31 protein-coding genes are annotated in these 23,973 nt (G+C 53.3%); all 31 read right to left on the reverse strand.

Annotated elements, in window-relative coordinates; all coding sequences use genetic code 11:
- Window positions 1–71: 71 nt before the first annotated feature.
- Complete coding sequence (locus GRPL_RS04955; RefSeq protein ID WP_032700369.1) at window positions 72–533, reverse strand: hypothetical protein; 462 nt, start codon at window positions 531–533, stop codon at window positions 72–74.
- Between the two features lie 56 nt (window positions 534–589).
- A complete protein-coding gene (locus GRPL_RS04950) occupies window positions 590–1,294 on the reverse strand; it encodes a hypothetical protein (RefSeq protein WP_032700370.1) in 705 nt (234 codons plus the stop codon).
- Between the two features lies 1 nt (window position 1,295).
- Window positions 1,296–2,714 carry a ubiquitin-activating E1 FCCH domain-containing protein gene (locus GRPL_RS04945; protein WP_032700371.1) on the reverse strand — a complete coding sequence of 473 codons (1,419 nt, stop codon included), beginning with the start codon at window positions 2,712–2,714 and terminating at the stop codon, window positions 1,296–1,298.
- Window positions 2,711–3,043 carry a hypothetical protein gene (locus GRPL_RS04940; protein ID WP_032700372.1) on the reverse strand — a complete coding sequence of 111 codons (333 nt, stop codon included), beginning with the start codon at window positions 3,041–3,043 and terminating at the stop codon, window positions 2,711–2,713. Before GRPL_RS04940 ends, GRPL_RS04945 begins: the two co-directional genes overlap by 4 nt.
- A complete protein-coding gene (locus GRPL_RS04935) occupies window positions 3,040–3,756 on the reverse strand; it encodes a hypothetical protein (RefSeq protein WP_032700373.1) in 717 nt (238 codons plus the stop codon). The genes GRPL_RS04940 and GRPL_RS04935 overlap by 4 nt, the downstream gene beginning before the upstream one ends.
- Window positions 3,753–4,790 carry a hypothetical protein gene (locus GRPL_RS04930; RefSeq protein ID WP_032700374.1) on the reverse strand — a complete coding sequence of 346 codons (1,038 nt, stop codon included), beginning with the start codon at window positions 4,788–4,790 and terminating at the stop codon, window positions 3,753–3,755. Before GRPL_RS04930 ends, GRPL_RS04935 begins: the two co-directional genes overlap by 4 nt.
- Window positions 4,787–5,065: a hypothetical protein gene (locus GRPL_RS28335; protein ID WP_072010698.1), complete on the reverse strand. Its 279-nt coding sequence runs from the start codon at window positions 5,063–5,065 to the stop codon at window positions 4,787–4,789. The genes GRPL_RS04930 and GRPL_RS28335 overlap by 4 nt, the downstream gene beginning before the upstream one ends.
- On the reverse strand, window positions 5,062–5,772 hold the full coding sequence (locus GRPL_RS04925) for a hypothetical protein (protein WP_032700375.1): 711 nt from the start codon (window positions 5,770–5,772) through the stop codon (window positions 5,062–5,064). The genes GRPL_RS28335 and GRPL_RS04925 overlap by 4 nt, the downstream gene beginning before the upstream one ends.
- On the reverse strand, window positions 5,772–7,589 hold the full coding sequence (locus GRPL_RS04920; RefSeq protein WP_032700376.1) for a hypothetical protein: 1,818 nt from the start codon (window positions 7,587–7,589) through the stop codon (window positions 5,772–5,774). Before GRPL_RS04920 ends, GRPL_RS04925 begins: the two co-directional genes overlap by 1 nt.
- Window positions 7,590–7,712: 123 nt before the next feature.
- Window positions 7,713–8,285, reverse strand: a complete 573-nt coding sequence (locus GRPL_RS04915; RefSeq protein WP_032700377.1) for a hypothetical protein — start codon at window positions 8,283–8,285, stop codon at window positions 7,713–7,715.
- A 3-nt stretch (window positions 8,286–8,288) separates the two neighbouring features.
- On the reverse strand, window positions 8,289–8,726 hold the full coding sequence (locus tag GRPL_RS04910; protein WP_032700380.1) for a hypothetical protein: 438 nt from the start codon (window positions 8,724–8,726) through the stop codon (window positions 8,289–8,291).
- A gap of 3 nt (window positions 8,727–8,729) precedes the next feature.
- Window positions 8,730–10,124 (reverse strand): hypothetical protein, encoded by a 1,395-nt coding sequence (locus GRPL_RS04905; RefSeq protein WP_032700382.1) that lies wholly within the window; start codon window positions 10,122–10,124, stop codon window positions 8,730–8,732.
- Between the two features lie 4 nt (window positions 10,125–10,128).
- Window positions 10,129–11,067: a hypothetical protein gene (locus GRPL_RS04900; protein ID WP_032700383.1), complete on the reverse strand. Its 939-nt coding sequence runs from the start codon at window positions 11,065–11,067 to the stop codon at window positions 10,129–10,131.
- Complete coding sequence (locus GRPL_RS04895) at window positions 11,051–11,485, reverse strand: hypothetical protein (protein ID WP_032700384.1); 435 nt, start codon at window positions 11,483–11,485, stop codon at window positions 11,051–11,053. Before GRPL_RS04895 ends, GRPL_RS04900 begins: the two co-directional genes overlap by 17 nt.
- A complete protein-coding gene (locus GRPL_RS0125940) occupies window positions 11,482–11,910 on the reverse strand; it encodes a hypothetical protein (RefSeq protein WP_032700387.1) in 429 nt (142 codons plus the stop codon). The genes GRPL_RS04895 and GRPL_RS0125940 overlap by 4 nt, the downstream gene beginning before the upstream one ends.
- Window positions 11,907–12,389: a hypothetical protein gene (locus GRPL_RS04890; protein ID WP_032700389.1), complete on the reverse strand. Its 483-nt coding sequence runs from the start codon at window positions 12,387–12,389 to the stop codon at window positions 11,907–11,909. Before GRPL_RS04890 ends, GRPL_RS0125940 begins: the two co-directional genes overlap by 4 nt.
- Before the next feature lie 71 nt (window positions 12,390–12,460).
- Window positions 12,461–13,492: a hypothetical protein gene (locus tag GRPL_RS04885; RefSeq protein ID WP_032700390.1), complete on the reverse strand. Its 1,032-nt coding sequence runs from the start codon at window positions 13,490–13,492 to the stop codon at window positions 12,461–12,463.
- Window positions 13,493–13,505: 13 nt separating this feature from the next.
- Window positions 13,506–14,366, reverse strand: a complete 861-nt coding sequence (locus GRPL_RS04880; protein ID WP_032700391.1) for a hypothetical protein — start codon at window positions 14,364–14,366, stop codon at window positions 13,506–13,508.
- Window positions 14,367–14,381: 15 nt separating this feature from the next.
- Complete coding sequence (locus GRPL_RS04875; RefSeq protein ID WP_032700392.1) at window positions 14,382–15,998, reverse strand: NUDIX hydrolase; 1,617 nt, start codon at window positions 15,996–15,998, stop codon at window positions 14,382–14,384.
- Window positions 15,999–16,010: 12 nt separating this feature from the next.
- Window positions 16,011–16,832 (reverse strand): hypothetical protein, encoded by an 822-nt coding sequence (locus GRPL_RS04870; protein ID WP_032700393.1) that lies wholly within the window; start codon window positions 16,830–16,832, stop codon window positions 16,011–16,013.
- A complete protein-coding gene (locus GRPL_RS04865; RefSeq protein WP_032700394.1) occupies window positions 16,829–18,247 on the reverse strand; it encodes an anti-CBASS protein Acb1 family protein in 1,419 nt (472 codons plus the stop codon). The genes GRPL_RS04870 and GRPL_RS04865 overlap by 4 nt, the downstream gene beginning before the upstream one ends.
- An 11-nt stretch (window positions 18,248–18,258) precedes the next feature.
- On the reverse strand, window positions 18,259–19,590 hold the full coding sequence (locus GRPL_RS04860) for a terminase large subunit domain-containing protein (protein WP_032700395.1): 1,332 nt from the start codon (window positions 19,588–19,590) through the stop codon (window positions 18,259–18,261).
- 3 nt (window positions 19,591–19,593) lie between these two features.
- Window positions 19,594–20,334, reverse strand: a complete 741-nt coding sequence (locus GRPL_RS04855; RefSeq protein ID WP_032700397.1) for a hypothetical protein — start codon at window positions 20,332–20,334, stop codon at window positions 19,594–19,596.
- Window positions 20,335–20,391: 57 nt separating this feature from the next.
- A complete protein-coding gene (locus tag GRPL_RS04850) occupies window positions 20,392–20,859 on the reverse strand; it encodes a lysis protein (RefSeq protein WP_032700398.1) in 468 nt (155 codons plus the stop codon).
- Window positions 20,856–21,350 carry a lysozyme gene (locus GRPL_RS0125945; protein WP_080718645.1) on the reverse strand — a complete coding sequence of 165 codons (495 nt, stop codon included), beginning with the start codon at window positions 21,348–21,350 and terminating at the stop codon, window positions 20,856–20,858. The genes GRPL_RS04850 and GRPL_RS0125945 overlap by 4 nt, the downstream gene beginning before the upstream one ends.
- Entirely contained in the window at window positions 21,322–21,525 is a 204-nt protein-coding gene (locus GRPL_RS0125950; RefSeq protein WP_032700399.1) for a phage holin family protein, read from the reverse strand. The genes GRPL_RS0125945 and GRPL_RS0125950 overlap by 29 nt, the downstream gene beginning before the upstream one ends.
- Window positions 21,526–21,910: 385 nt before the next feature.
- Window positions 21,911–22,600: a bacteriophage antitermination protein Q gene (locus GRPL_RS0125955; protein WP_032700401.1), complete on the reverse strand. Its 690-nt coding sequence runs from the start codon at window positions 22,598–22,600 to the stop codon at window positions 21,911–21,913.
- Window positions 22,597–22,737: a YlcG family protein gene (locus GRPL_RS27895; protein ID WP_032700403.1), complete on the reverse strand. Its 141-nt coding sequence runs from the start codon at window positions 22,735–22,737 to the stop codon at window positions 22,597–22,599. The genes GRPL_RS0125955 and GRPL_RS27895 overlap by 4 nt, the downstream gene beginning before the upstream one ends.
- Window positions 22,734–23,315, reverse strand: coding sequence for a recombination protein NinG (locus GRPL_RS04840; RefSeq protein WP_032700404.1), 582 nt, complete (start codon window positions 23,313–23,315; stop codon window positions 22,734–22,736). The genes GRPL_RS27895 and GRPL_RS04840 overlap by 4 nt, the downstream gene beginning before the upstream one ends.
- Entirely contained in the window at window positions 23,308–23,478 is a 171-nt protein-coding gene (locus tag GRPL_RS27160; RefSeq protein ID WP_032700405.1) for a NinE family protein, read from the reverse strand. The genes GRPL_RS04840 and GRPL_RS27160 overlap by 8 nt, the downstream gene beginning before the upstream one ends.
- A complete protein-coding gene (locus GRPL_RS04835; protein ID WP_032700407.1) occupies window positions 23,471–23,920 on the reverse strand; it encodes a recombination protein NinB in 450 nt (149 codons plus the stop codon). Before GRPL_RS04835 ends, GRPL_RS27160 begins: the two co-directional genes overlap by 8 nt.
- Window positions 23,921–23,973 lie beyond the last annotated feature (53 nt).

The raw sequence follows: 23,973 nt of genomic DNA on the forward strand, positions 1-23,973 counted from the left end.
CGGGATATAGGCATAAAAAAACCCGCCGAAGCGGGTTGTTTGATTAATTATTTGGAAGATTTAATTAAATATTACCACTGATTATTTTTATCAGATTCATTCAATTCACGCCTAAATATTTTCTTGTATTTTTTAATGTAGATGTCAGGACTTGCCCTGCATTTCATTTGAAAGTTTCTGTCAAAGTTGTCAGGATTTTCGTTTATACCAAATACCGCGTCACTTTTAATCAATTCTTTAACCATGTCTCTATATTCATCATGAGGAATGAGAAGAATTTCACCTATCCCTCTATCACCATCATACGTTCCTGATGCCGCGTCTTTAGCTGCATTAATCATGATAAGAGATGAGGCATAACATATATTATATATGTTTGAATCGGTTGGCTTTAGCCCCTTCTGATTTATCTTGTTTATTATAGCCTTCATCTCTGATGACTGCTCCTGGGTTAGACCAGGAACCAAATCTTCTGAAATAGCTAATGGCGATACAATAAACAATAAAACAATAGTCAAAATTTTGCGTTTCATTTTACCATCTCTAAATATAACAGTTATGGTTACAATATCCTTCCATGATTTTTTTATCAATCAATAATATCAACTGTTATGCTCTGATAAAATGGCATGTGGAGCAACCCACTATCCATGGCCTGTTTGAAGAAAATGGCGAACTCGAAATCCTCGGTAATCACAAAGGCTGTATCCTTCTGGTTGTACTTTCTGGAGTTATAGGCCGATGCGTTGTAGATGGCGCTCCGCGTGAACTGTCGGCGCCCTTTATAGATGGAAATCACGATGCCGCCATCCACAAACTGGATCGAGATACTCCAGCGCTGGTCATTGAGGATATCAGTACCATTGCCCCCCAGCAGGAACCGCAGAATTCTCCGCTTTATCCATGGGATGGAGAAATAGAAGCCATCACCTTTATAAAAATTCCAGGTCATGATCCGCTTAAAGAGGTCATCGGAGACCACCACCTGGTTTGACTGATCAACAACCCGGTATTCATTGAATGCCAGTTGGTTGAACTCGAAGGTGTTGTATGGCCCTATCTCATGCTGATCGCTGCTGGAAATTACTGGCGGCAACACGCCATAAATGCCATGGGCAATCCATCGGAGCTGGTCTCCGGTGTTGTATTCACCGATGAAAATCGGCAGGTTGGCATTAACCATCCAGTCATAAATGCCCTGCGCCATCGAATTATACGCAGTAAAAAACGCCCGCAGATTGTCATCGTCGTTGTATTGCGTATACATATACGACCGGATGATATCGTCCAGCATGCTACGCCCCTGTTACGATCACGCCATCCGACGCGATATAAAAATAACTGAACTTATCGCCGCTGATGATATTCGTCCCGGCGTCTGGCGGCGTTATCACACCGTTGATGGTGACTACGACGTTTAAAGTGCTGATCAGCCCCATATCGATTGTGGAGTTAATCGCCTGCAAAAATGCGTCTTTCAGGTTGTTAACGTTCAGCGGTTTCCCGGCGAATATGCCATTCACATACTGAATCGTAGGCGCCGAAACCAGAGAGGCGACCGTGGCATCAGTCAGGTAGTTAACACTTTCGGTCCCCCACTGATACGTCACTGTGACGCGCTGCAGTAATGGCGTCACGAATGGGATCACGTAGTTATCTGGCCAGTCGTTCACCGTCACGGTATTGTTTCTGACGTTAGGCGTCACTTCACCCCCGCCCCCCCATGTCCCGGAGGAGGTGGTATCAATCCCGATGGAAAACGTGTGGGGTGTCAATACCGTCACAGTCAGCGGTACGTCATTAATGCCGGTCATCCCGGTTACGCCAGTGATCCTGATAACCTGTCCGTCGGTGTAACCATGAGTCAGGTCTGTACTGACGACACCAGGGTTTGCATTCGTGATCCCCGTGACGTTCAGTGAACACCCTTTCAGCCGGCTGATATCCCCTGCTGACTTATAGAGTGCGCCAGCAATATCATAAATATCACCGCCCGCACACATGACTATCCACTTATCCCCGTCCTGAATGACAGAAACCAGGCGCGCCTGCACGTTATCAAGGCTGGTGAGATATTGCCGGATAAATCCAGGATATCCCTGAACTGTGGCCATCTGCGCCTGCCATACGCGATCACGAAACTGATAATTCGTTTCCGGGTCAGCACCAGGAGTGCCGGCGATCGGGTTGGTGCAGGTGATGGTGACGTCAGACGGGAGGCTGGAAATGATCTGGTTAACCGTATTCACCGGCACCGCCCAGGTCCCGGTCTCCGTTCCTTCGCATGACACGCTGGAAGACACGCCAGATGACGAGATAATCGTCGCATCACTAACTGAATAGGTATAGGTCCCATCAGAAACAATAAACCCCTGCGGGATAACAAACCCCGCCGGGCCGGAAAACTGAATCGGGACCGTTGTCGTGCCAGCCTTTTTCTGAGCGGGAATACCGGCCTGCTGCGCGAGAAGTTCCAGCATGGCGAGGTTAGCCTTTAGCGGCCCCACTGAGTTAATCAGGTCAACCCTTGCCTGATCACAAACGATGAGCGCGCCGACATCGGTACTGGCCACATCCTCAATCAATGAGCCTGGTAATTCTGTTGTCAGTCCCGGAGATAGCGCAATAGCCTGGGAAACTAGCTGTGCTCGTAGCTCTTCCGCCGTCAGAGGTACCGGGCCTGCTGACGTATAGCTGACTGGTAAATCGCTCATACGGCCACCTGTGTGATTATTTTTGAACCTGCGTTTGTGATTGCCGAGATGTTATAAACAGGCGGGTCGTCGCTGATCAGCGCAATCTGTAGTGAGGAAAAATACTGACTGAACTGTTTCTGAATGCGGTTTACGTAATACGTCGGCAGGATTTGCTGGATCACCGACCCGGCGGCTGGGATGCCGTTATTCGCGTAAAAAGGCGACTCCTGCGGCGCCAGTTTCAGATTCTGGATCAGGGTGGTCAAATACACCGAGTCGTTAAACCCGTTTTCGTCGGTTTCCACCAGGACCCACTTCCCATCAGAGTTTCGGCCATAGGTTCTCACTCGGTGATACTCCCGTTAAAGGTTGAAGTCGGCCCCCCGGTATCATTTCCATCGTTGCCGTTTGAATGTTCATGGCTGTTTAGCCAGGTTAAAAGTGACTGCCATCCTCTAAGCATAATTGCCGGGCTGGTGCTGGCCACTGAATCCTGAAGATGTCCGGCATCACCAGATAAGCTCCAGCGGCCTGCCGTAAGAGAAAATACAGTGCTGCCAACGGTTACCGTAAAGCTGTCAGGCGTGGAAATAGCGATGCTGTCAGGCTTTAGAAGAAAAGTGGTGTTATTTTCGCTATCGCGCAGAGTTACACCATCCGGCCCGTACACAGTAACCACCTGCCCGTCGACACTCTGCCACTCGGTATTACTGATCGGCAAGAAAACAAGGGCGCTTAAGTTTGCTGGCGGAGTCATATCTGCAATGCCGCCCCCCTGGCCGCTAACCCCGCCAATGTAAGTATCTGCGGGGATAACAATCCCCTTGTCTCCCGGTTGCATAGGGTAACGAATATATTGAGGGCCAAATAAGGGGATAGTCACTTGCGGCAAAACATATGGGATATCCCTTAGCTCAAAGGAAACGGTGATCATATTCCCTGTTTGCTTAACCACACTCGCCGGAAGAACTTTCCCTGATTTTTGAAACGCATTTTCAATCTTTCTTTCAGTAAACCTGTTCATGCTTGAGGCAAAATTAAGCTTATTGTCGATGCTCATGCATTACCTGCCTTAATGAAAGGGGAAGCCTCAACAATTGTTACCCATGCTTCTGCCGTTGGTTGCCTGCTATTTCCTAACAGGCGAACGGAGTTCACAATAAAGTCGCCAGTAAAGGCAGAGTCTTCTCGATATTGAGAGTAAGAAGAGGCCTGTATCAGCGGAGTGCTTTTTTTAGGCATCAGGATGTGATCACCAACCTGAATATCACCGCGCATTACGCACGCCATGCTGATTGTGTTAAATGCCACCCATGTTGGCTGCCCTATTAAATCCTTGAAATCTATTTGGGTAGGGCTGTTGCTTCTGGCTACTGCGCTGGAAACAGAAGTCTTATCCGGGTGGTTATCGTAATCGTTATCCCATACCCGGATCTCATTACCATTCACTATTGCGATCTCTACTCCAGAGTATCCACCATCGCGAATTCTGGAACGTGAAAAAGCATTTAGGTCCTTGGCCAGGGTGACAATGTCATCACAAAACAGCCCCCGGTAATGATTAAGGATTAGCCGGTCGCTTATGTTGATATTAAACGTATACCCTCTGATGTTCATAAAACACTGCGTGAGGGCTACAGAAAGCTTCTGCCCCTCCTTCCAGTCAAAGGTTAAAGGGAGGGGTACTGGTTTGTTATTTTGCACGTTCTGGACAGGGCCGACCACGATTATGAAGTCAAGTCGTAACTCAATTCCCTGCCAGTTACCAAAGACCTGATTTATCACGCCATCCAATACCAGTTTTGGCGCGGTAACTTTTCCAGCCAATGGCAGCCCATCTTTCATCCCAAGGAATATTTTAATTTTTTTGCCAAAGAAATTCTGGCGGGCCTGCTGCATTTCTTTTGGGCCAATACCCCAGATGGTCAGGTGAGTTTCCCCCTGGGGAGTCGATTCGCCGTACCTGAGGATATCAAACTCAATCATCAGGGCGCCTGGGTTGTAAACTCCGTTCTTATGGCTACTGTATTTTATCGTTCTTTCCGGAGAAGCACCTTCAGCGGGGATGGTTATCTCAATATCATAATATCTCATGAGCTGTTTACCTCAATCTGTCCATTCTGTTCGCGCCAGTACATGGAGGACGAATTAAACACTCCGGAGATAATATTTATTCCACCGTTAAGCACGGAGCCAACGAGCGGGGTATTAAGAATGGTATTCCCAGAGCCATCTGTTATTAGGACATACCACCTCAGTCCGGCAATGTTCCATTTGACCTGGCAGTTATATACGGTGCCATCAAGGATCGGTGTAAATGTCATGCTTTGACGATCATTGCCGGTAAACGGATAATACTGGGTTGTCATGGCCCTACCCCCAACTTACCCAATAGCCCGGTGATTGCTTCCGAAACAGAGCTACCGAGAGGTGTGTTGCCAAGAGCATTCGCGGTATTGGTCCAGGAAGGATCGGTTACCATATCCCCGGCCCCAATCTTGTTTAAAAAATTGTTCACAGCCTGCTCTGCGCCATTGTCGGTTATCAGTGGCTGCTCGAAATCCCATACCCATGAACGCTGCGGTAAGGGGTCGTTACCGGAGGTAATATCCCTCACAACTCGCAAAATGCAGTTGCTATAGATAACTGACGGGGTGGCGACGATAAACGTGCCGCCTAAGTTAGAATGCGCCTGAAGGACAGCTTGCAAAGCACTCATCGTAACGAGTTTTGTCATTGCCCCTGTGTTTTCATTGACCGGAGCCTCCATTACCAACGAAACGCGCAAAGGCTGAGCAAGCAAAGCGTTCGCAGCAACCACCTGGTTGGCGAAAGGGTATCTGGCAATTTCGTAATCAACCATTGTGGCGCCCGGTGCAGGACGCCAGTGGCAGAAATATTTATCCAGGTCGGTAAGGTTTATGGCCCCTCCAAGTAGCCCCGTAACAAAACTGGTACTTTGCGTCAGGGCGACTATTGGGAGCATACCTCCAGGAATCGCCTGAGCTATCCCGCCGCAAAGTATTACTGGGGATATTTCAAATCCCAGCTTATACATTTCACGAGTGAATCCCATTACCTGGCCCCCAGTTGTGCTGAAGTTACAACGGCATTCCCGCCTGTATTGTTATAAATCTGAATCACAGCACCTTCTGACACACGACTGCCAGCGCCCTCTTTCTGAGACATTGCAGATATGAGTTTTGCCAGTATTTGCGGATCATTAAGATTCAGGCGCTGGTTTTCGTTATACCCGGTTGTTTTTACGACATGTCTGATATAGGACTCGGTGTCATTCTCGCTTGATGGAGCCCATTTTTTTGCAATGTCGCGAACCGTGTTAACCCCTTGCGATCCATAAATCTGAAGTTGCTTCGTCGCGGCGAGAACTCCCTCATCAAGAGTGGGGAAAACTGCAAATTTCCCACTGCGAGTATTTTCAGTCCCATATCCTTCAGCCCAGCGAAGATTTCCCGGATTATTAAACCTGTCAGCAATTGTCCTGTTTCTGTCTGAGGTATTGGCGGGCGTCGGGTCAACAGGTTTGACTGCCCCATTTTCAAAGAAGCGTTTTACGCCTTTCAGCCACCCCCAAACATGCGGATCATCATCTGTTCCTGGCGTGTAAGTTTTCCCCGTTTGCGGATCGACACGGGAGCCAGGATTTATCATCGTTGACCCAGATGAGATTCCCTCCGTGGTGATGCTGGTTTTCCCGGTTATCCAGTCTATTACCTTGCCAATTAAATCCCCCATTCTCTCAACTTTTGACATAAAGTTGCTTACGTCTGTCGAGAATTCAGGGGAGGCAAGATAGTTCGCAAACTTCTGCACACCGCTGGCCATCCCATCAATCCATTTCCCAAGTTCAGGTGATTTCAGGACGGTATCGATCGCGCCTGACAACGCATCAGACAGTTTGCTCAGTTGCGGCGTGAGTGGACCCAGGCCGCGCACAAACGTGTTTCTGATGCTCTGACTGCTGTAGTCGAGTTGAACGTTAAAATCCTGCCACTGTCGCGCCTGCTGGTCGCTTATTTGCAGCATTCGTGAATCCTGCTGCGCGCGCTTCTCCATGGCGGTGATCTCCTCATCGCTCATGTTTTTGAAGCGGTTCAGGTCATCCAGTGTGAAGAAGTTGGTCAGGCCGTGCGCCTGTGCTCCCTGCAGTGTGCTGCCGTTCTGCACGAAGATGTCGCGCGCGCTGCGGATCATCTGCGGTAGCAGTTTGGCCGGGTCCAGGTCTGGGTTATTAATCCCCATCGCCTGAAACGTCCAGCGCTTCGACAGGTCCATCTGGTTATCGCGGATAGCGCCCAGCGTCCCAGCCGGATTGCCCAGCACTTTCTGGTAGTTTATGGCGGTGGAATCCAGCGCACCGATGCTCGTTCCGAGACCCAGAGAGGTAAACCGCTGGGCGCCGGTTGTGGCCGCCAGGCGGTTGATACCAAACAGACCACCAACGCCGAGGACGCCGGTAAACAGGCCGACAATACCGCCCCACGACAGAAGACTGGCCGTAGCTTCCTTGATATGGCCAGCCAGCGATTTTGCGTCTTTCGTCGCATCGCTGAGGAGGCCTTTTGCGGATCGGGTGCTTTTGTTGAATTCGTCCTGCTTTTTCTTTGAGTCTTCCAGGTTGGTATTCAGCCTATCAAGACCGCTGTTGATGGTCAGGATGGCTTCGGAAACAGCATTAAACTCAGCGCCTAATCCCTTCGCCTCTCCTTTGGCCTTTTCGGTCTGCTTGCTGCTTTCGCTAATACCTACAGCGGCTACCCGCCAGGCTTCCGGTAAATCATCCAGCGCGCTCTGGTACTCGCGGAACCTTTCCATAAACGCGACAAATTTGTCGTCATTTACGTCAATGTCGACGATTGACTTAGCTACCATTGAAAAAACCTCTTTCTTTGAGCGCTGACAGAATGAAACGCTGGCGATACTGAGCCGGGCTGGCGTACTCTTCGCCAGTAATTTCCCGGATCACTTTCCAGAATCCCTCATTCGACGCCCAGTCTAAGAGGGTACATATGACGTTTCCGGCGGGGCATTCTGGGTCTGGGTATCGATATCCGGCTTCGACGTCTGCAACGAATCGCGAAACGCCGTAACGCTCGATGAGGTTAGTTGCCCATCGTACATTTTGATCACCGTTCCCACGGTTGGAGCGATCAGGTTCGCCTTCTGAATAGCAGAGGAAACCATAAAAAAAACCACTTCGCCCTCAACCTCTCGGTATTCGTCAGGGTCGACTATCCCCTGTTTAAATGCCACTTCAAGCGGGGCGGTCTTCCACTGGCCGTCGACGTTATGGATAACGACCGTCAGTCGCTGAATTTCATCAACGATGTTTGGCCCCGTCCGACCGTTATCGATTTCCGCTTTCAGGCTCTGCCGCAGCATCATTGCGGCGACTCTGGCGGCACCAAGACCACCAACCTGCGAGATGAATTTGGTGAACAGGTTCCCCAGCAGAATGCAGTGCTCTTCCACCACTTCGTAGGGGAACGGGGTCACATGCAGGTAAACGATCGAGCCGTCATCGCGGGCAATATTGGTGACCAGATTCAGTTTCTTGTCGATTTTCATGCATTACACCCACATGTTGTCGTTGGTGACCATATAGCCGCTGATGGTTACCACAAAAGACGGGTCCATCCCGCTGAAAGCCAGCTCGTTGAAGTTGACCAGGTAGCAGTTGAGCAGCGTGATATTGCCGAACGTCGTTGCATCCGGCGTCACCACAAGCTCACCCAGCGACGTGTCGGTTAAAAATCGCTGCCGGTAGCTTTCTCCCAGCCCCTGGGTTTTCAGGAGATGCACGGTCAGCGTTACCTGCTGATACGGCGCCTGGCTGCCGACGGTGCCTGTCATCGTGGGGATGATATCGGTCGCCGGACCATCCGGGCGCAGGCTAATGCCATCCTTCGCCAGGTACGACGCCGACACGTTCAGCGCCGGTGTATCCGTGACAGAAAGAGCTCCGCGTACGCGGTTAAGAAAGCCCTGCTGTACTAATGGGTTCGCCATTTTTTACGCCCCTACAAAGTTCGTTACGTTCACGTTAAACGTGATGGATTCGAAGCCGCGGCGCGGCGTCATGACGGCGCTCAGACCGTTATATTTCCCGTCCTGGTAGTCGGAAGGATTCAGGCTGTTATAGTTGCTGAACGGAACGGCGTTGATTACCGCGTTGCCGGCGTAAGTGCCTTTGTCATACTCGGTGTTGAAATCTTCCTGCGTCAGCTGCGTGTCAATGACGCGACCGAGGATCAGCCCGTAGCTGATGCCGTTACGCAAGGTTTTCAGCGCGCGACGCTGCAGGCGATCAATGCCCTTCTGCTCGTAGTACAGCGGGTTAACGGTCGTGTTGGAGCCGTTGATAATTTCATTCGCCAGATCGAGCTCAAGGTTGATCGCAGTCCACGCCACTGAATACCAGTAGTTGAAAGGGTTTCCGTCTAGCATACGGCCGGTGAACAGTACTTTGTTGCTGAGTCCGCCTTCAGCACCGGTGCCGATGTAGTTGATGTTGTTGTCCTGCAGCGATTTCAGCAGTGCGCTGTTGCCTTCCAGGGGGTAAGCCGTCAGACCATACATGAAGCGGTACGACATCGGCGGCACCATGTTGCTCGACCCCGGGTCATTTGCCAGGGAAGACTGGAACGGCCCAGCCATAGAAAACTCGCTAGCGGGAATATCTGGAGCCTCGACATCAGCAAACACAGTTTTGTATTTCGTAGCCACCCATGCCTGATAAGTGGCGATCGTTGTGGTGACAAAGAAGTAAACCAGACTTCCCGGCGAGGTATAGAGACCAGTCAGGGTTTTAAATTCAGCAACTGAATCCCATTCGCGCGGCACCAGATAGGAAAAGAACTTCTGGTAGGTGTTGCCCAAGGCGACGTCTTCAGCAATGAAGGTTGTCAGCGCTTCGACAGCGGCGGTCATGGACACATCGCCCAGCTCCAGCACATAAACTGCCCGCGTCTTCCCCTGGGCCCAGAACGAGGTATTCATCTGGGCGATTTCGTTCTGAACAACCGTTTTTACCGTTCCCATTGCTGTTGCAGTGCCGGGGTTGCTCGTCAGCGAATAGGTGAAGGTATTGGCCCCTGTTACCGTGGCGGTATAGGCGCCATTGTAGCCTGCAGGCGTCGCGCCGGAGATGATAACCGGGACCTGCACCCCGTTAGCCCACCCGTGAGCGGCAGCCAGCGTGACGGTTACCACGCCAGTCGCCCAGGCGAGCGATGAAATTGTTTTCGCCGGCGCGAGGATGTCGGCCAGATCGGTTTCACTGGTCAGCAGCTGATATTCACCGGCATTCAGCGTCGTGCCACCCATAGAAATCATTGCCCCGGACTTTAACAACTGCGAGGGCTTCGGCGGATTCGTCACCGACACGTTAATATTAACAATTGCCATTTACTTATTTCTCCGGGTCAATGGACGGAATTGCAGACGTGATCAGCTGGCGCGCTAAGTTACGCATCCGTTGCTGGTAGTAGTTGATTTTGAATTTTATGGTCTTGCGCATGGCGATGATGTTCAGCTCGTTTTGAGTGACTCTCTCATCCTGCACGACGGGAATATTCATGATCCCCATCTCAGGTGCATCGCCGGTCGTGTAGTCCTGCACATACCTCACAAAGTCTTCAATGCTGGCGTTACGCAGGCCAGTTACAGAAAGCGTCACATCTTCCGATACCAGCTGATACTGGTTTTGCTTTTCGTCGAGATAGAACGCGCCGGCGATCGGTGATGTGTTACTGCATTTCACCGTCGCATAGGGCGGCGACAGGTTCTGCGTTGAGAGCATCGCCGGGAACATCGGCATGTACTGATTCAGGGTCAGCCAGATCGGCAGAGAGCTCGACACCACCACGTCAGAGAGGTCTATGTCATCCGCAGAGTTGATGATCTGCGACCGCATGTGCGGGAAAATGGCCTCGCCAGTGTAGTGGTACAGGTTCGCCGGCTCATTGAGCCCGGTACGCCGGGAGAACGAGAACTGAACACCGAAAAACTCGCCGATATACAGTACCTCTGACCCGATATCATTGAACGGGTCGATGTCCGCCTGCGCGGTGAACGTCACCACATTACGGTCATAAAGCTGCTCATCGTCCTGAATGGTTTCGGTCGTCAAGTGCAGATAGCCTTTCACAGCCACCGTGTCCGGCTCGTTGCTCGGATCGTCCGACAAAACCGAGGCTTTCACCCAGAAAACGAAGCCATCGAGCGGCAGCACCTTTCTGATGTACTTAGTGAACATCACCACCTGGAATCGACTCAGGTCGTCCAGGCCCTGCGTCAGAGTGGCGTTAAGTTCCGTTTTGGCGTTCTGTAACTCACTCAGGGAAGGCATTCAGCACCCCGCTTACCCAGGCACGCATCGCTGCCTGATAGGTTCCTGTGTCAATGAACGAAGGGCGAGGCGGCCCCTTCTTGCCTTTAAAGCGCTTCGATATACCCTCAAGCGCGCGGCGCGTTGGAACACCAGGGAGGCCGTTCATCTCGGTGTTATCGAGGAAGCCGACAAAGAGATCGTGAACTTTGGACATTGACTCAGCGAGTGGGTCTTTTACTGGAGGCGCGCCAGAGAACATGTTTTCAAGCGATGCGGCGAGGTCTTTACTCATCAGATCGGCGATGTCGTTACCATAGCGGTCAAAGAACGTCTGCATAATCTGATACCTTGCTTCCAGCTCCTCCGCTACGCTCCCCGTCGTGGCGTCCTCGTCCTCATAGGGAATGTCGATAACACCCAGATGAAAGGTGATCATGACAGGCCCCACAGACTCCCGAACTGCTGAGCGATCATCAGGTATCGGCGCCCCCACGGGTCCTGGAGCATCTGCAGATCTGCCAGCGACAGGTCTTTGAAGAAATCAGGGACCAGTCGCTGTGCGCTGGTAGAGTTATCCCCGGCTCCCGTAATAACCCCGGCTTTGAAGTCGTTCAGTCCATACTGGCCACGGAAATTGGCAAACACCGCCTCTGTCCCGTAATTGATGAGAAACGACGCCCCAAGGTTATAAACCGCGATGCTGTACATGTTCGGCATAACGCATGCGATGTCAGGGTTAACCCATTCAACGGCGCCGCCATAGGCGAGTGAAAAAGACGGCAAGTCGTCGGGAACCTGGTCGGGGGTAATGCCCATATCAGATCGAACGAATTCGATGAATCCCGACAGACTGGTGGTCATTTTTTCTTGCTCCCGGCTCTCGGCGTGACAATTTTTTCGTTGATGGTCGGATCGTCAGAATGGTCATCGCGCCCTTTGGCCTGCTCTGCGCTAAATTCCATATCACCCTCGTAGCCGATCCCGCTTTCAAGAAGTTTGTTATCCAGCGCTGCGACGGATGCCTGCCGGCGGTTATGAGCTCCGCGGGTCAGATGGCCATCGTTATCACGAATGGTTTTCTCAATAACGCTGGCGGAAACGGGTTTATTGACGCTGTAGCACAGGCCGACAAATGCCTGACTCTGGTCGATTTTTGTTGAGTCGATCAGGCCGTAAACCTGATGATGCTGAATAACCGCTTCGACTTCTTCGGTCGAGCCATCCAGGACTATCATCTGCGAACCGTGCTCAATAGGGATCTGGCGCAGGCGCCCGGTTTCCAGCTGGCGGAAAGTGAAAATGTGGCGCTGCTTGGTAGTGTTGGCGATGTACAGTTTCATTGTTTACCCTCGTAAAAAAGCCCCTGCACGGCGCACCATGCAGAGGCTTAAGCACTTCTCAATTTCGCGTTTTAGGCGCTATATGCCATCGACAGGATGGTGATAGCTTCCGGACGGACGGCCCAGCCAGCCGTAGAGCGCATTTCTGACAGTACGTCGATAGCGCCCCCGGGGATTGGCGTCGGGATTTCCATCGGCGCTGGCATATCAGTGAACATCAGAGCGTTCGCCGAAAGAGACGGGCTCAGCTTGGCAAATTCGTTGGTGTTCACGGTGGCGTTGACCATCGGCACTTCCACTTCCGGGATGGTGATAACTACCGCGTCAGTGCCGCCGGCGCCTGCGCCGATCAGCGTGTCGTCGTATACCCAGTCAACCTGGGCATTCGCGCCGCGCAGCACCTCTTTCACAGTTCCGCCGACGGTATCGGTACCGCCGCCAGGGCGCTGATAAGAGGTCAGCTGAACAATCTGCTGAATCTCCATTGCGCCCAGCACACGCTGCGGCCCCAAGATCACGACGCGCTGTTGACGGCCTAACTGCATGGTGCGGGTGAGTGCGGCCTGCACATGGCCCAGCAGATAGACCGCCATCTGGCCGTGGTCATAGGTCAGCACGGTGGTATTGCTGTTGCTGTCCGGCGGCAGGGTTTCGGTGGTCGCGCCTGCGGTGTTCAGCAGGCCTTCGCCGCCTGCCGGGTTCATCCCGTACAGAAGCGCAGAGCGCAACTGCTGAAAGATACCCTGACGCATGCCGAGGCGCTGGGCTTCGGGCAGCGCGATGTTCCAGTTACCGGCCGCAGCGGTGTCGTGGTGATCGTAGATACCACGGCAGCGGAACAGATAGGTAGGAGTGGAAATCATGCGCGCTTCGAGCGCCACGCTCGGCAGTTGGTTGGCGTTGCCGGACTGACTGGAGGTCACCTGGGTACGGATATCCAGGCGGCGCATATAAACGTACTGGTCGCCTACGCCAAGGCGGACCTGCGGGTTACCGCTGGCGATGGTTTCAAACGCACCGGACGCCTGCTGGTAACCAATGATCAACTCCGGCGCAATAAACGACGGGTTGACGATGGTGTAGCTGGGGGTAATTGCAGCCATTTAAAGCTCCCGATTAAAGTAAGACCAGCGCGCAGCTGTCGGTGTTGTTCCAGGTAAGGAAGCCCGTAGTGCTGTCATAGCTGACAGTTTTAGAGTTTCCAGCCTCAATGGAGATGACTTTCACCGGCAGGGTGATATCTGCCTGAGCCACAGCTCCGATATTGCCCTGCGTGGTCGCTGAGCCGCCAGGCGCGCTTGCTGGCGCATAGGTGAAGGTTGTCGCACTACCCACGGTCAGCACAACTACGGTGCCGTTATAGGCCGCCGGGGCTACGCCGCTGATCTTCACGTACTGGCCAGCAGTCAGACCATGCGCAGAGTCGGTGGTGGCTGTGGCCACACCGTTCGAGTAGGTCACGGCGGTCGTGGCAATGTCAGAACCGGCAAAAGCCGCCGCGGCTGCGGTGGTCACCTGATCATTGACAAAGTCCCACGCCAGCGGCGTTTTCACTGAGGCGCCAGTGGTGCCTAGCGCCACAACCTGCTCAGATGCTTTCAGCGGCACGCGCATGTTAGAACCGAGACGATAGAATGAAACGCTCATACCGGACGCATACAGCGGCACCGGAGACTGCGGGGTAGTCAAACCGTTGTGAGCCTGATTGAAGACGGTAAAGCCTTCCAGCTCAGCAAGTGACACAGCACGACGAATGGTCGAACCGCGAGGACTGGATTTCACGCCAGGCAGGAGTTCAGCAACCGGCAGGCCGCCCCACAATGGCTTGGTTTCGGTGGCGGCGACAGTGCCGGACGCCAGGTTAAAGCGGTTTGCCGGATCGTCCAGGGCAACACCCTGAATGAAGCCATCAGACTGCACACCGAAGGAACCAGCGGCATTCGTGGTCGCCATCGGGTTAAGAGATAAATTAGCCATGCTTGAGAGCTCCCGTTAAGCCTGGTTGTTGAAACTGGTGACCTGGCGCTTGCCAGACTTGAATGGCGCCCATGCAGCCTCAGGATCGCCTTCGAAAGTGCTGATCTGGCGGCCGGTAGCATCGGCGCGCTTAATTTCGCGCAGCATGCCCGGACCAACTGACAAACTGGCAGCTTTCTGCGCGTCAGCGTAGATGTGTTTTTCGGCAGTGCTCAGTAGTTGAGAATCAGCGATAGCGGAGAGATCGACGGCTTTGTAGTCCGGAGAATGCTCCTGCAGCTGAATCATCAGCCGGCGGCGATACGCCATCGGTTTTTCACCGGACAGCGGGATCGGGGCGCGCTTACCAAAGCTGGAGAAGACGCTATCAGCTTTCACCTGCGCTTCAGCAACTTCGTTGCGCTCTTCGTCGCTCAGTTCGGTAGGAATGCGGGAACGCAGCTCTGCAATTTCCTGACGCAGTTGAGAGTCGGCTTTTTCTTTTGCCATTTTCTCAGCCGCTTCGGCATCTGCCTTTTCTTTGGCTTCGGCGTCAGCTTTTTCCTTCGCGGCTTTCTCTTCCGCGTCGGCTTTAGCTTTCGCCTCTTCCGCTTCTTTGTCTTCCGCGTCCGCCTTTTCTTTCTTGGCGGCCTCTTCGGCGTCAGCCTTGGCTTTCAGATCTGCTGCTTCTGAATCAGCCTTAGCCAAACGCGCATCGATCGCTTTATTAATCAGCGCTACGATTTTTTCCTCGTCCATCTTTTCAGCCTCTTTGGGAATGGAATCAGATTTAACACCGGTAGGGTTAAGGAGCTTGTCCCATACGCCCTGTTCACAAATTGCAACGTGGTCGAGCAGCTCGGGGGATGGCTCCACCAGTAGAGGCTGACCGTCGACAATGATTGATGTAGCAACCTCTGAGAACTTCACAGTTGGCGAGGTGCTTAATTGCCTTGTTGCCATAATTTCAGCAGCTTCGGCGTCGTACACGCGCGCAACGGCCCAAACCTCGCCCTTATCAGCTACCCAGGCATTCGTCAGGGTGCCGATAACGCGTTTTGAGAACTCGTCGCTATCAAGCGTTCTTTTTTCGGGGTGAAGCCAGATTAGTGGTACGCCGGCCACCCGCTGGAGAAATTCAGGAGTGAGATAGTCTTCCGGGTTACGGAAGGTCATTTCTTGATTTGCAGATCGCCATGTAACCCCTGTTCCGGTCACCCGAATGGCGAACATCCACATGTTGTAAAAATATTGCGGGCTGCTGAGCGTTCCGTCAGCGATGAGCGCGGCCACGTCGGTTTCGTTGAGCGCCTGCTGCGCCAGCATTTCAGCGAATGGCTGATGAAGCGGCTTTGGCAGATCGTCAATATGGAACCATCCGGCGGCCAGCGATTCGTCGTTTAACTTCGCTTCGAACTGCTCCGGCACGTCGGCGCGGTAGGTCAGGTAGTCACCATATACGCTGTGCGGCGTCAACAGGCCATCGTACTGATAACCTACCTCTTCAAGCACCTCGCGCCTTGCGGCGTCTATGGCTAACTCTCCCGGCTCTATCGTCCCGCCCGGCTGGCACCATGTGCCATCATCCGAGCGTTGGATCAGGAAGACGAACTTCCCCTGACGGAACATGATCCCGCTGCCAAAAATAGCCACGTTTTAATGCTCCTATGCTGCTTTCATGGACTCCAGGAACTTGCGGCCCTTCTGGGTCAGCATGTCCTCAGGAATGCTGCGGAGGTTGTACAGATAGGTGACGTAGCACCGGCAGAAAACCTCTTCACCAGGCTGCGTGATTTCGTCGAGATAGCCGGCGGTCCCAGCCTTGACATAACCATTTTTCTGCGCCCAGTTACCGCGGATGAGATAAACCAGCTTGTCACGTTCTTTGTGGTCTTCCCGGTAGTCGTATCCTGCCTGGCGCCAGTGACTATGCCACTCGGCAGCAATCGCGTTATTGCTCGTCGCGATGATGTTGTCGATATTGGCGATCAGCTTATGGTTCTGGTCGATCATCACCCGGCGCGCTTCATAGTCCACCTTCTCGGCGGCCTTCTGAATGTGGTCAGCAGTTTCCCGCATCGTTCCCTGAATGCCGGTCAGCGCAATGCTGTCTGCAGAGGGGATACTGCTGGCCCAGCCGCTAAACCGCGACAGCGTAGTGTCGATGGCTTTTTGGCGGTTGAGCTGGATTAAGTCAGCGCTGGCGAGTATCCGCCTGTCGAGCTCAGTCCTCAGTTTCGGCTCCAGGTAGTTGAGCGTAAAACGGGATATGCCCTGATGACGCTTCAGCGCGCCAGCACGCCCCACCTGCAGGTCGTATGCTTTCGTCAGGTTGCGGGTAACCATCGCCATGTAGTCATCAGATGTTTCGCTTTCGGCGGCTTGGCGAATAATCGCCTGCCAACGCTCCAGCTCTTCACGGGATGAGTAGCCGTTGCGGAGAAAGAACTTCACCGCATCTCTCACTGTTCGGGTGAAAGTGTTCATAGCATCATCCCGCCGCCGGGCTCATCCACCTGCGGCTGTTGAGGCCGATTAGCCTTTAGCGACTCGATATCGAGATCGAGCCGTTGTGGGAACAAGTTTTCGTTAGCGTTCGCGTTGGTCTGAGCCCACTCGATAAGCAGAGCGCGGTTTTCATCATCCGTGTTGACCTGAGGAAGCAGGACTTCCAGTAAGCTGACGATCGCCTTAAAGCGGGTTTCGTCGACCTTCACTTTTTCGCTATCCGGCTCCTTCAGGGATGGTGGCCAGCGATATTCGAAGTTATTTATCCAGCTCGCGAAATACACGCTGTAGGTGTTTTTCAGCTCCGGGAAGTCGGCTCGCAGAGACTGGAAGAATTCAATGCTCCAGGCTCGGTACTGGCACACTCGGATGAAGAACGCATACAACGGATCAAGCCATTCCCGAATGTTGTCGATGTACACCGCGACGGCTCGGGCATCTTCAGTGCCTTCACCGAAGCCCTGAGCGAATGTCTCAGAGTTGAGGATGATCGCTGGCATGTCGGCGGCTGCGGCCACGTTTTCCAGGATGTGTTTACGCGCAGAGTCGAGAGGCTTCTCCAGATTGCTCAGGTCGATTGACTCGATATTGTCGTTCTCGCCGATCTGCAGGACCTCTCCGGTCTTCCCGCGCTTCAACATCATGCGTTTAATGCCGCTGAGCTTCAGCATCATGTTGTTGACGACGGAGCTTGGACCCTTGATTTTCGTCACCAGCAGGCCGCCTTTCACCGCAACCATGTCGTCGGTGCGCATGGTCTGGATGAAAGATTTCAGCGGATAAAGCGCGCGCTGGTAAACGCTACGACCGGAGAAGCCGAACGCCGCCGGGTTATACGCGAGATAAATCGGGTCTTCGTTCTGCACGACGACACAGCGCGATTTGTGATACGGCTTGCCCGCCACCCGGATTCCGTCAACTTTCTGGAAGTCCTGAGCATTAGGGTCCTGATTCAGTACAATACTTCCCGCAGTGTTGAGCGGGTCGAGAATGTTAAAACTGACGTTGTGCTTATACAGAGTGCGATAGTCCAGCGACTCGTTAGGCTCCTGGTTATCCACGAGCATTGCGATCGCTGATACTCCGTAAATCCTGGCGATGCGCGCGGCGTTGGCGATGTGCTGGTTAGCACCTATAGCCTTCCATTCGCGCTCGAACGCGTCACGCAGTCGCTGCTCAAGGCCATACGACTGAGCCACGTGCACGGTGCGCGGCTCGTTCATAGCCATCTTGATTGGGCGATCTACCATCTTTCCGCCCAGCGGATGGAATAGATAAACCGTTTTGCAGGTCTGGTATCCTGCCGACGTTCCCGGCTGGATATCGTCACTGTCCAGCAATGCCATCAACTCTGAGTGAGAGCAGCTGCCGATTTCGAAATCGTCTTCGTTCATTGGTTCTCTCGTCAGATTGCGTCTCCGCTACCGAACGCGATGATCAGCCCGTAGGTGTAATCATCCAGCAAATCGTCGGCGCGCTTATGCGCTTTCTTATCAGCAAGGTGGAATCGGGAAACCTGCTTATGCAGATGGTTTGCTGTTTCGCCTTTGAAAACGGCGGTCTTCTCGTAGGCGTATCGGGATATTTTCGCCAGGCCGCGGTAGTGATAACCGGATGCCATAATGGCGCGCTCGTCCTTTCCTTTGCTGGTCAGGGCGGACTCAATTTTGTTGACCGGCCATCCCAGGCTTTCGCCTTTTTGCAACAGAATGCTGCCCATGCTGGCATCCTCGATAAACACGCCAAGGCTGCCATTAACGGCTACGCACTGCCCTGATAACTCATTTAGGCGGTCAAATACTGATGGCATCCAGCTTTCCAGCAACGCGCCATCTATTTGCACTACGTCCCAGTCGAGTATCGTCAGGCGCATACGACCGGGCCGGGTATCGACCGCGTAGTAAACAACCGCCGTGCCGTCGTGCTCAGTGCCACCCTTAACGGCGGTGTCCATAACAGCAAAGACCGCCTGACACATTTCAGGGAAATCGACAGGCTGATCCTGGTTTTCACCCTCGAACCACTTACGGACGTCGAATAAGGAGGCTGCAGACCAGTCTACGAACTCGGCCATGAACTCCTGGCGGAATACGCGTGGATCGTTGTTCGCCCGCTCTTTCTCCAGCTCCTCCGGAGGAACGAACGGGTTGGAAGATGTCGGTGCATGGTGCTCAACGAAGCCCAGGGACTTGTTGTTGCAGATGGCGTAAAAGAAGTTTTCCTCATCGACACCATCAGGCGTTGAAAATACGTAGGCCCGTCCTTTGGTCGTCAGCAGCGTCGGTTTAATCGATTTAGGCCAGATTTCCTTCAGCATCTCCGGCGACTTGGTAAACGCCGCCTCATCGATCAGGATGATTTCGTACTCACGGCCACGGCCGGCCAGTTTGTTGTCGTTGGTTACCCAGAAGTCGATCTTCCCGCCGTTCTTCAGCAGCAGACGCTTCTCCTGGCGGCTGAAGCTCTTTTTCAGCGGTAGCAGGATTTCTTCGAGCTTGTCGTAAATCTCCTGGTACTGACGATACTCGGCGGTGAAGATACCAACCCGGCCGCCTAGCTCGATGTCCATACCCGGGCGACGGAACGGTGACGTTGCGTAGGTCACAGCAGCGCTCGACAGCATGAAGGTTTTACCCCATCGCCGACCGCATCGAACCGCATTCAACTGGTGGTCCCATGAGTCAGACCAGACCGTTAACTGCCCGTTGTGTAGCGTGGGTAGGTAAATGTCGGCCATGATTTATCTTCCCGGTATCGGCAGCGAGTTATGCACGACGATAGCGTTATCCTTGTCGCCGTCTTTCATCACGTCGATTTCGAGCTCAACCTTTTCGGTCGCAGCTTCGCGGTAAGCAGCATCGACGCGCTGTTTAATGATTGCCGCTTTGGTGTACTCCAGCGACTCAATGCGCGCAGTGTTGCGATGCATGGCTTTCTGCGCCTGAGAGATAAGGTCGTGCAGATCTTTGGCCTGATCGCTGTCGGCTGTCTCCAGCTCTGTCTGCCAGCGCCCTATATTCTCTGCCGCTGTCAGGCTCGCCGCGCGCAGCCAGAAAAGCTCATCGTCGAGCGTGAGCATCTGGGCATCTTCGGTGATGGCGTCAGAGAGCAGCATCCGGCGGCCGTAGCCTCCGTGCTTTAATGCATTCTGGTTGCCTGGCAGGAAGGCGTTAGTCGGCGGCGCGGTGCGCGATCCGCGTATCGGTTTCGTTTCTGGAGATTTTGAGCTGGCGCCTGTGTCGGGCTGGTTTTTTTTCACCTTCCCGTTTTTACCGGCCCCGCCTTTCTCCTTCTGCGAATTCGCAGATTTATTCGCACTTTTTTTTTGCGAATTCGCACCGTATGTCGTTGCTTTGATATAGCGTTTCGCAGATGAGTAATTCAGTCCCTGCGCTGCGCACCAGTCTTTCGGGGATATTCCTGTTTTGGCATGCTCGGCGAGGAACTGGTGTTGCAGTGCTCCCCAGTCCGGTTTTGCCATAGTCCTTACCTCGTTGTGACATTATCGAGCCACCTCTGGAAGTGGCTCTGTAATGCCCTACTTCAGGCACTGCGTGGTGATGTATTCCTGCAGTGCTCTCAGGGCTGTCTGGTCGCTGATGATTCCAGACCGGATACCGAGAACGTTTCGTCCAGCAACTGAAGAGAGTTCGACGGTGGCATCATCGCCCATGCTGGCGGCGCCGGCGGTTTGGGTTGCGGCTGACACTGGACACTTTCCTTTGACGAGCACCCGACCACCATTATCAAGCTTGCGCTGCAGAGCATCATTTTCAGCTTTTGCATCGGCTAATTCCTTCGTGTATTTGGCATCGAGCGCTGCGACGTCACGCTGGCGGGTCTCCATGTCGGTGATGGTCTCGTTCGCCAGATTTAGCGCCTTCACCTTCTCGTCGCGCTGCCTTTTGAACTCGGTGGCGTTGCTGTGGTAGTGACTGACCAGCCAGGCGAGGCTGACTATGAGACAGATAACTACTGCACTGATAATGGCGGTTAAGCGACTCATTTCTGGCTCCAGGTGCATACCTGATACTCAACATCACGGCGATTAACCAGCCCTTTCCACTTCTGACCGCCGGCATATACCCAACGCTTTAGCTCTGCACATGCACCGGCATAGTCGCGGGCATTAAGCTTTTTCAGCAGTGTGGAGTTAATGGCTGCAGTGGCGCCGACGTTATAGGCAAATGAGTAAATTGCTGCGCGCTGGGTTTCCGTGGTCGGCACTTTGATATGCGGATCGACCTGCGCGGCAATGCGCTGTATATCGCGCCGGGTTAGAGCGTCACATTCTTTGTCTGTGTACCGCTTACCCCAGACAATGTCTGAACCAGTGTGGCCATCGCAGACGGTGGCAACACCAACGATGTCGCGATAGGCAGTGTACTCTCGGCCCTCAAGACCAACTTTGCCGGATACCATGACGGTAGCGATACCAATGGCGCCCGTACCCAGGGCTCCGATAATGCTATTTCTGAGCGCTGGTGACATTGCCATTTAATCTATCCTCGCGCTCTTTGCGCTTGTAGTACCAGTTCACCCCGAAAGTGCCAATGGTACAGACGATACCGATGATGATTGCCCAGTCGTTCAGGGAAAGAACGCCACCCATGGTCGTTAAGCCTCCAACCCAATAACTGAGCCATTCTCTGATTTTATCCATGCGTTGCATGCTCTCACCTCGCGTTGTTTGCGGGTGCTATGTGTGTTTGAAAAGGTCAGGCTTCACGGGCTGGATTAACAACAACATGCGTCGAGGATGATTCCCGTGAGCCTGAAATAGAAAAGCCAGCGATAAGGCTGGCAAAAGATATCGAGGGTCGAACAATGCGGCTCTATGGCCGAAGATACCCTGGCTGGGTCTGGCATGTGGTGGCGAGCGCCCATCTCTCGCTTAACGTCAATCAACGCTTACACATCGCTACGTTATTGGCCGGTATTAACCGATATGTTCTCTCACCACAAATGAAAAAGCCCCGCACGATGGCGAGGCTCTTAATTTGGTCGACAATCGAAGCTATGGCGACGATATCAGATTTACATGAAATATATGCCTTTCAGTTCGGTTTTGCAAGACTTGCATCTAAATTTGTCGCCTTTTGTTGTGAACGTGATCGCGTTACTGATATGAGAGCATCGCTGTCAAGCTTCACAAAACTGCTGCGCAACGCCAGCCAATGAGGCAGATATGTTTCTGTCCATGTGGATTTTGCGACGCCAGCCAACCCCGCCAGTTTCTGGTATTCGTACATCTCACGCCCTGCCAGTTCGGCTTTGACATCCTGTGCAGCCAGCCAGATAAGCTGACGCAGGCGATCGACTGTTTTCTTTGCAATGCGCATGCCGGCCATCTGCGCGCTGAACTGTTCCCACGCCCACCGGGTTATCGTCTCCTGGTACTCCCAGCGGATATTCTCGCTGTAGTTCCAGAGCAGCCAGGCTTTCTGATGCTCATCGAGCGACAGCAGCGCCCGGCGCCATGATGCCGTTGAGTATTCGACTGGAAGCACCAGGGCGATTGCTGAGCCTTTTGCGCGAGACTGGCTGCCGGTCATTGGTGGGCTGTCAGGGTTGACCATTCTCTTCTTCTGGGGGTCATACACCTTCTTACGCCCGCGGCTTCGTGGCGTAGCCTCAAACATCGCGTTTTCCGCAAAGGCTACCAGTTGTCCTTTCGTCGCGCCGCTCAGATCGGCGGTAGCTACTATCAGCTGCTCACGAACGTATTGGAGGTATTGTGTGTTCATGCTGTCTCTCCCAGGGTCTGATAGATGCGAATGTAATTTCTCAGGATTCGGTAGTCGGTCATCACTGTGCCGCGGTGACGGCAGAGGCGGAGCTTTTGCCAGCGGTCGCGGATGCGTTCGATTACGTCCTGGTTCATGCTGCCTCCCGTTGTTTTATGAGCGCACGACGAATCGCGCTGTAATGGCGCCTGATGCCTTCCAGTTCTTCGATGGTGTATCGGTGAGGGGTGTTGTTATTTTCGAGAGCCTCGACGCGTTCATCGCCGATTTTCGCTACCAGGCCGATGCGGTATTGCTGCTGATTGCCGGACAGTTGGACATTGCAGTGATGGCACTGTTTATTGATATTGTCCTCGATGTAGCGCAGGTGGGACGCTTTCCCGCGGGAGCGGTAATGCCCGGCCTCCCACTGAACCGTATCGAACGTGCCGCAGCTGATGCACGGCAAATCATGGTCACGTTCGCGGATATAGTCGTTGACGACGCGCTGGGTCATATCTTCCCAGTGACGGAGAGGTTTCACCGCGGCTTTGCGCTTGCGCCAGGCTGCACGCTCTTTTTTCGCTTTCGCCTGGGCCTGCTTCTCGCGCTTCTTCTCAAGTTCCTGCATGGCAAATTCTGCGCCATGCTCAGGGCAGCACCAGCGCTGATTCTCAAATGCTGGAGTAAACTTCGCCCGGCAGATTTTGCACCGGCGCTGAGTTCGGTTAAGCATGACCCCTCCTTGCTCTCAGGCAGAGCCACTTCTTCTCGACCAGGCGGGCGGTATAGTCTTTCAGCGTCGGGATGTCAGACGGCTTAACATCGACCTTGCGCTTGCGGCGAGCAGGAATGCGGAAGATTGAGCGCTCAATTACTTTGGCGAGGGGACTATGCATGGGATTCTCCCCAGCGCTTGGCCCATTCGATTTCAATGCGGGACTTTTCACTGAACTTGACGCCCTGTTGGGTACCGAACCAGTAGATAGCCTCGATGACTTCGACCATCTGACGCACTGTCATTTTGCTAGTACGCTGACCGAACATCACAACGCCGCCATCCAGCCCGGGAGCCATGCGCTGCTCTTGTTTTTTCGACTTGGCCACCAGGGCAGTAATGAGGTCTTTCCAGTCGTCGGAGTCGTATTTGTTACCGAACCAGACAACCTGATCTGATAGGTCTTTCAGGAGCGGCCACATTTTCTTGTTTTGTTCGAGAGTGCGCGTCATCTCCTTGATATCGAGAATCAGAGGACGCTTTGCATCGACTGGCAATTCTCGAACGAAATTGATGGCGTTCTGTTTGATAGCATCGTTGACGAGGTGGAATTGCTGTTTCACGCTTCACCTCCGCAGAGGTCAAACGCTGAATGCAGAAAATCGCCGGTGGCATG

This window comes from Klebsiella planticola ATCC 33531 (assembly GCF_000735435.1).
Classification (GTDB): Bacteria; Pseudomonadota; Gammaproteobacteria; order Enterobacterales; family Enterobacteriaceae; genus Klebsiella; species Klebsiella planticola.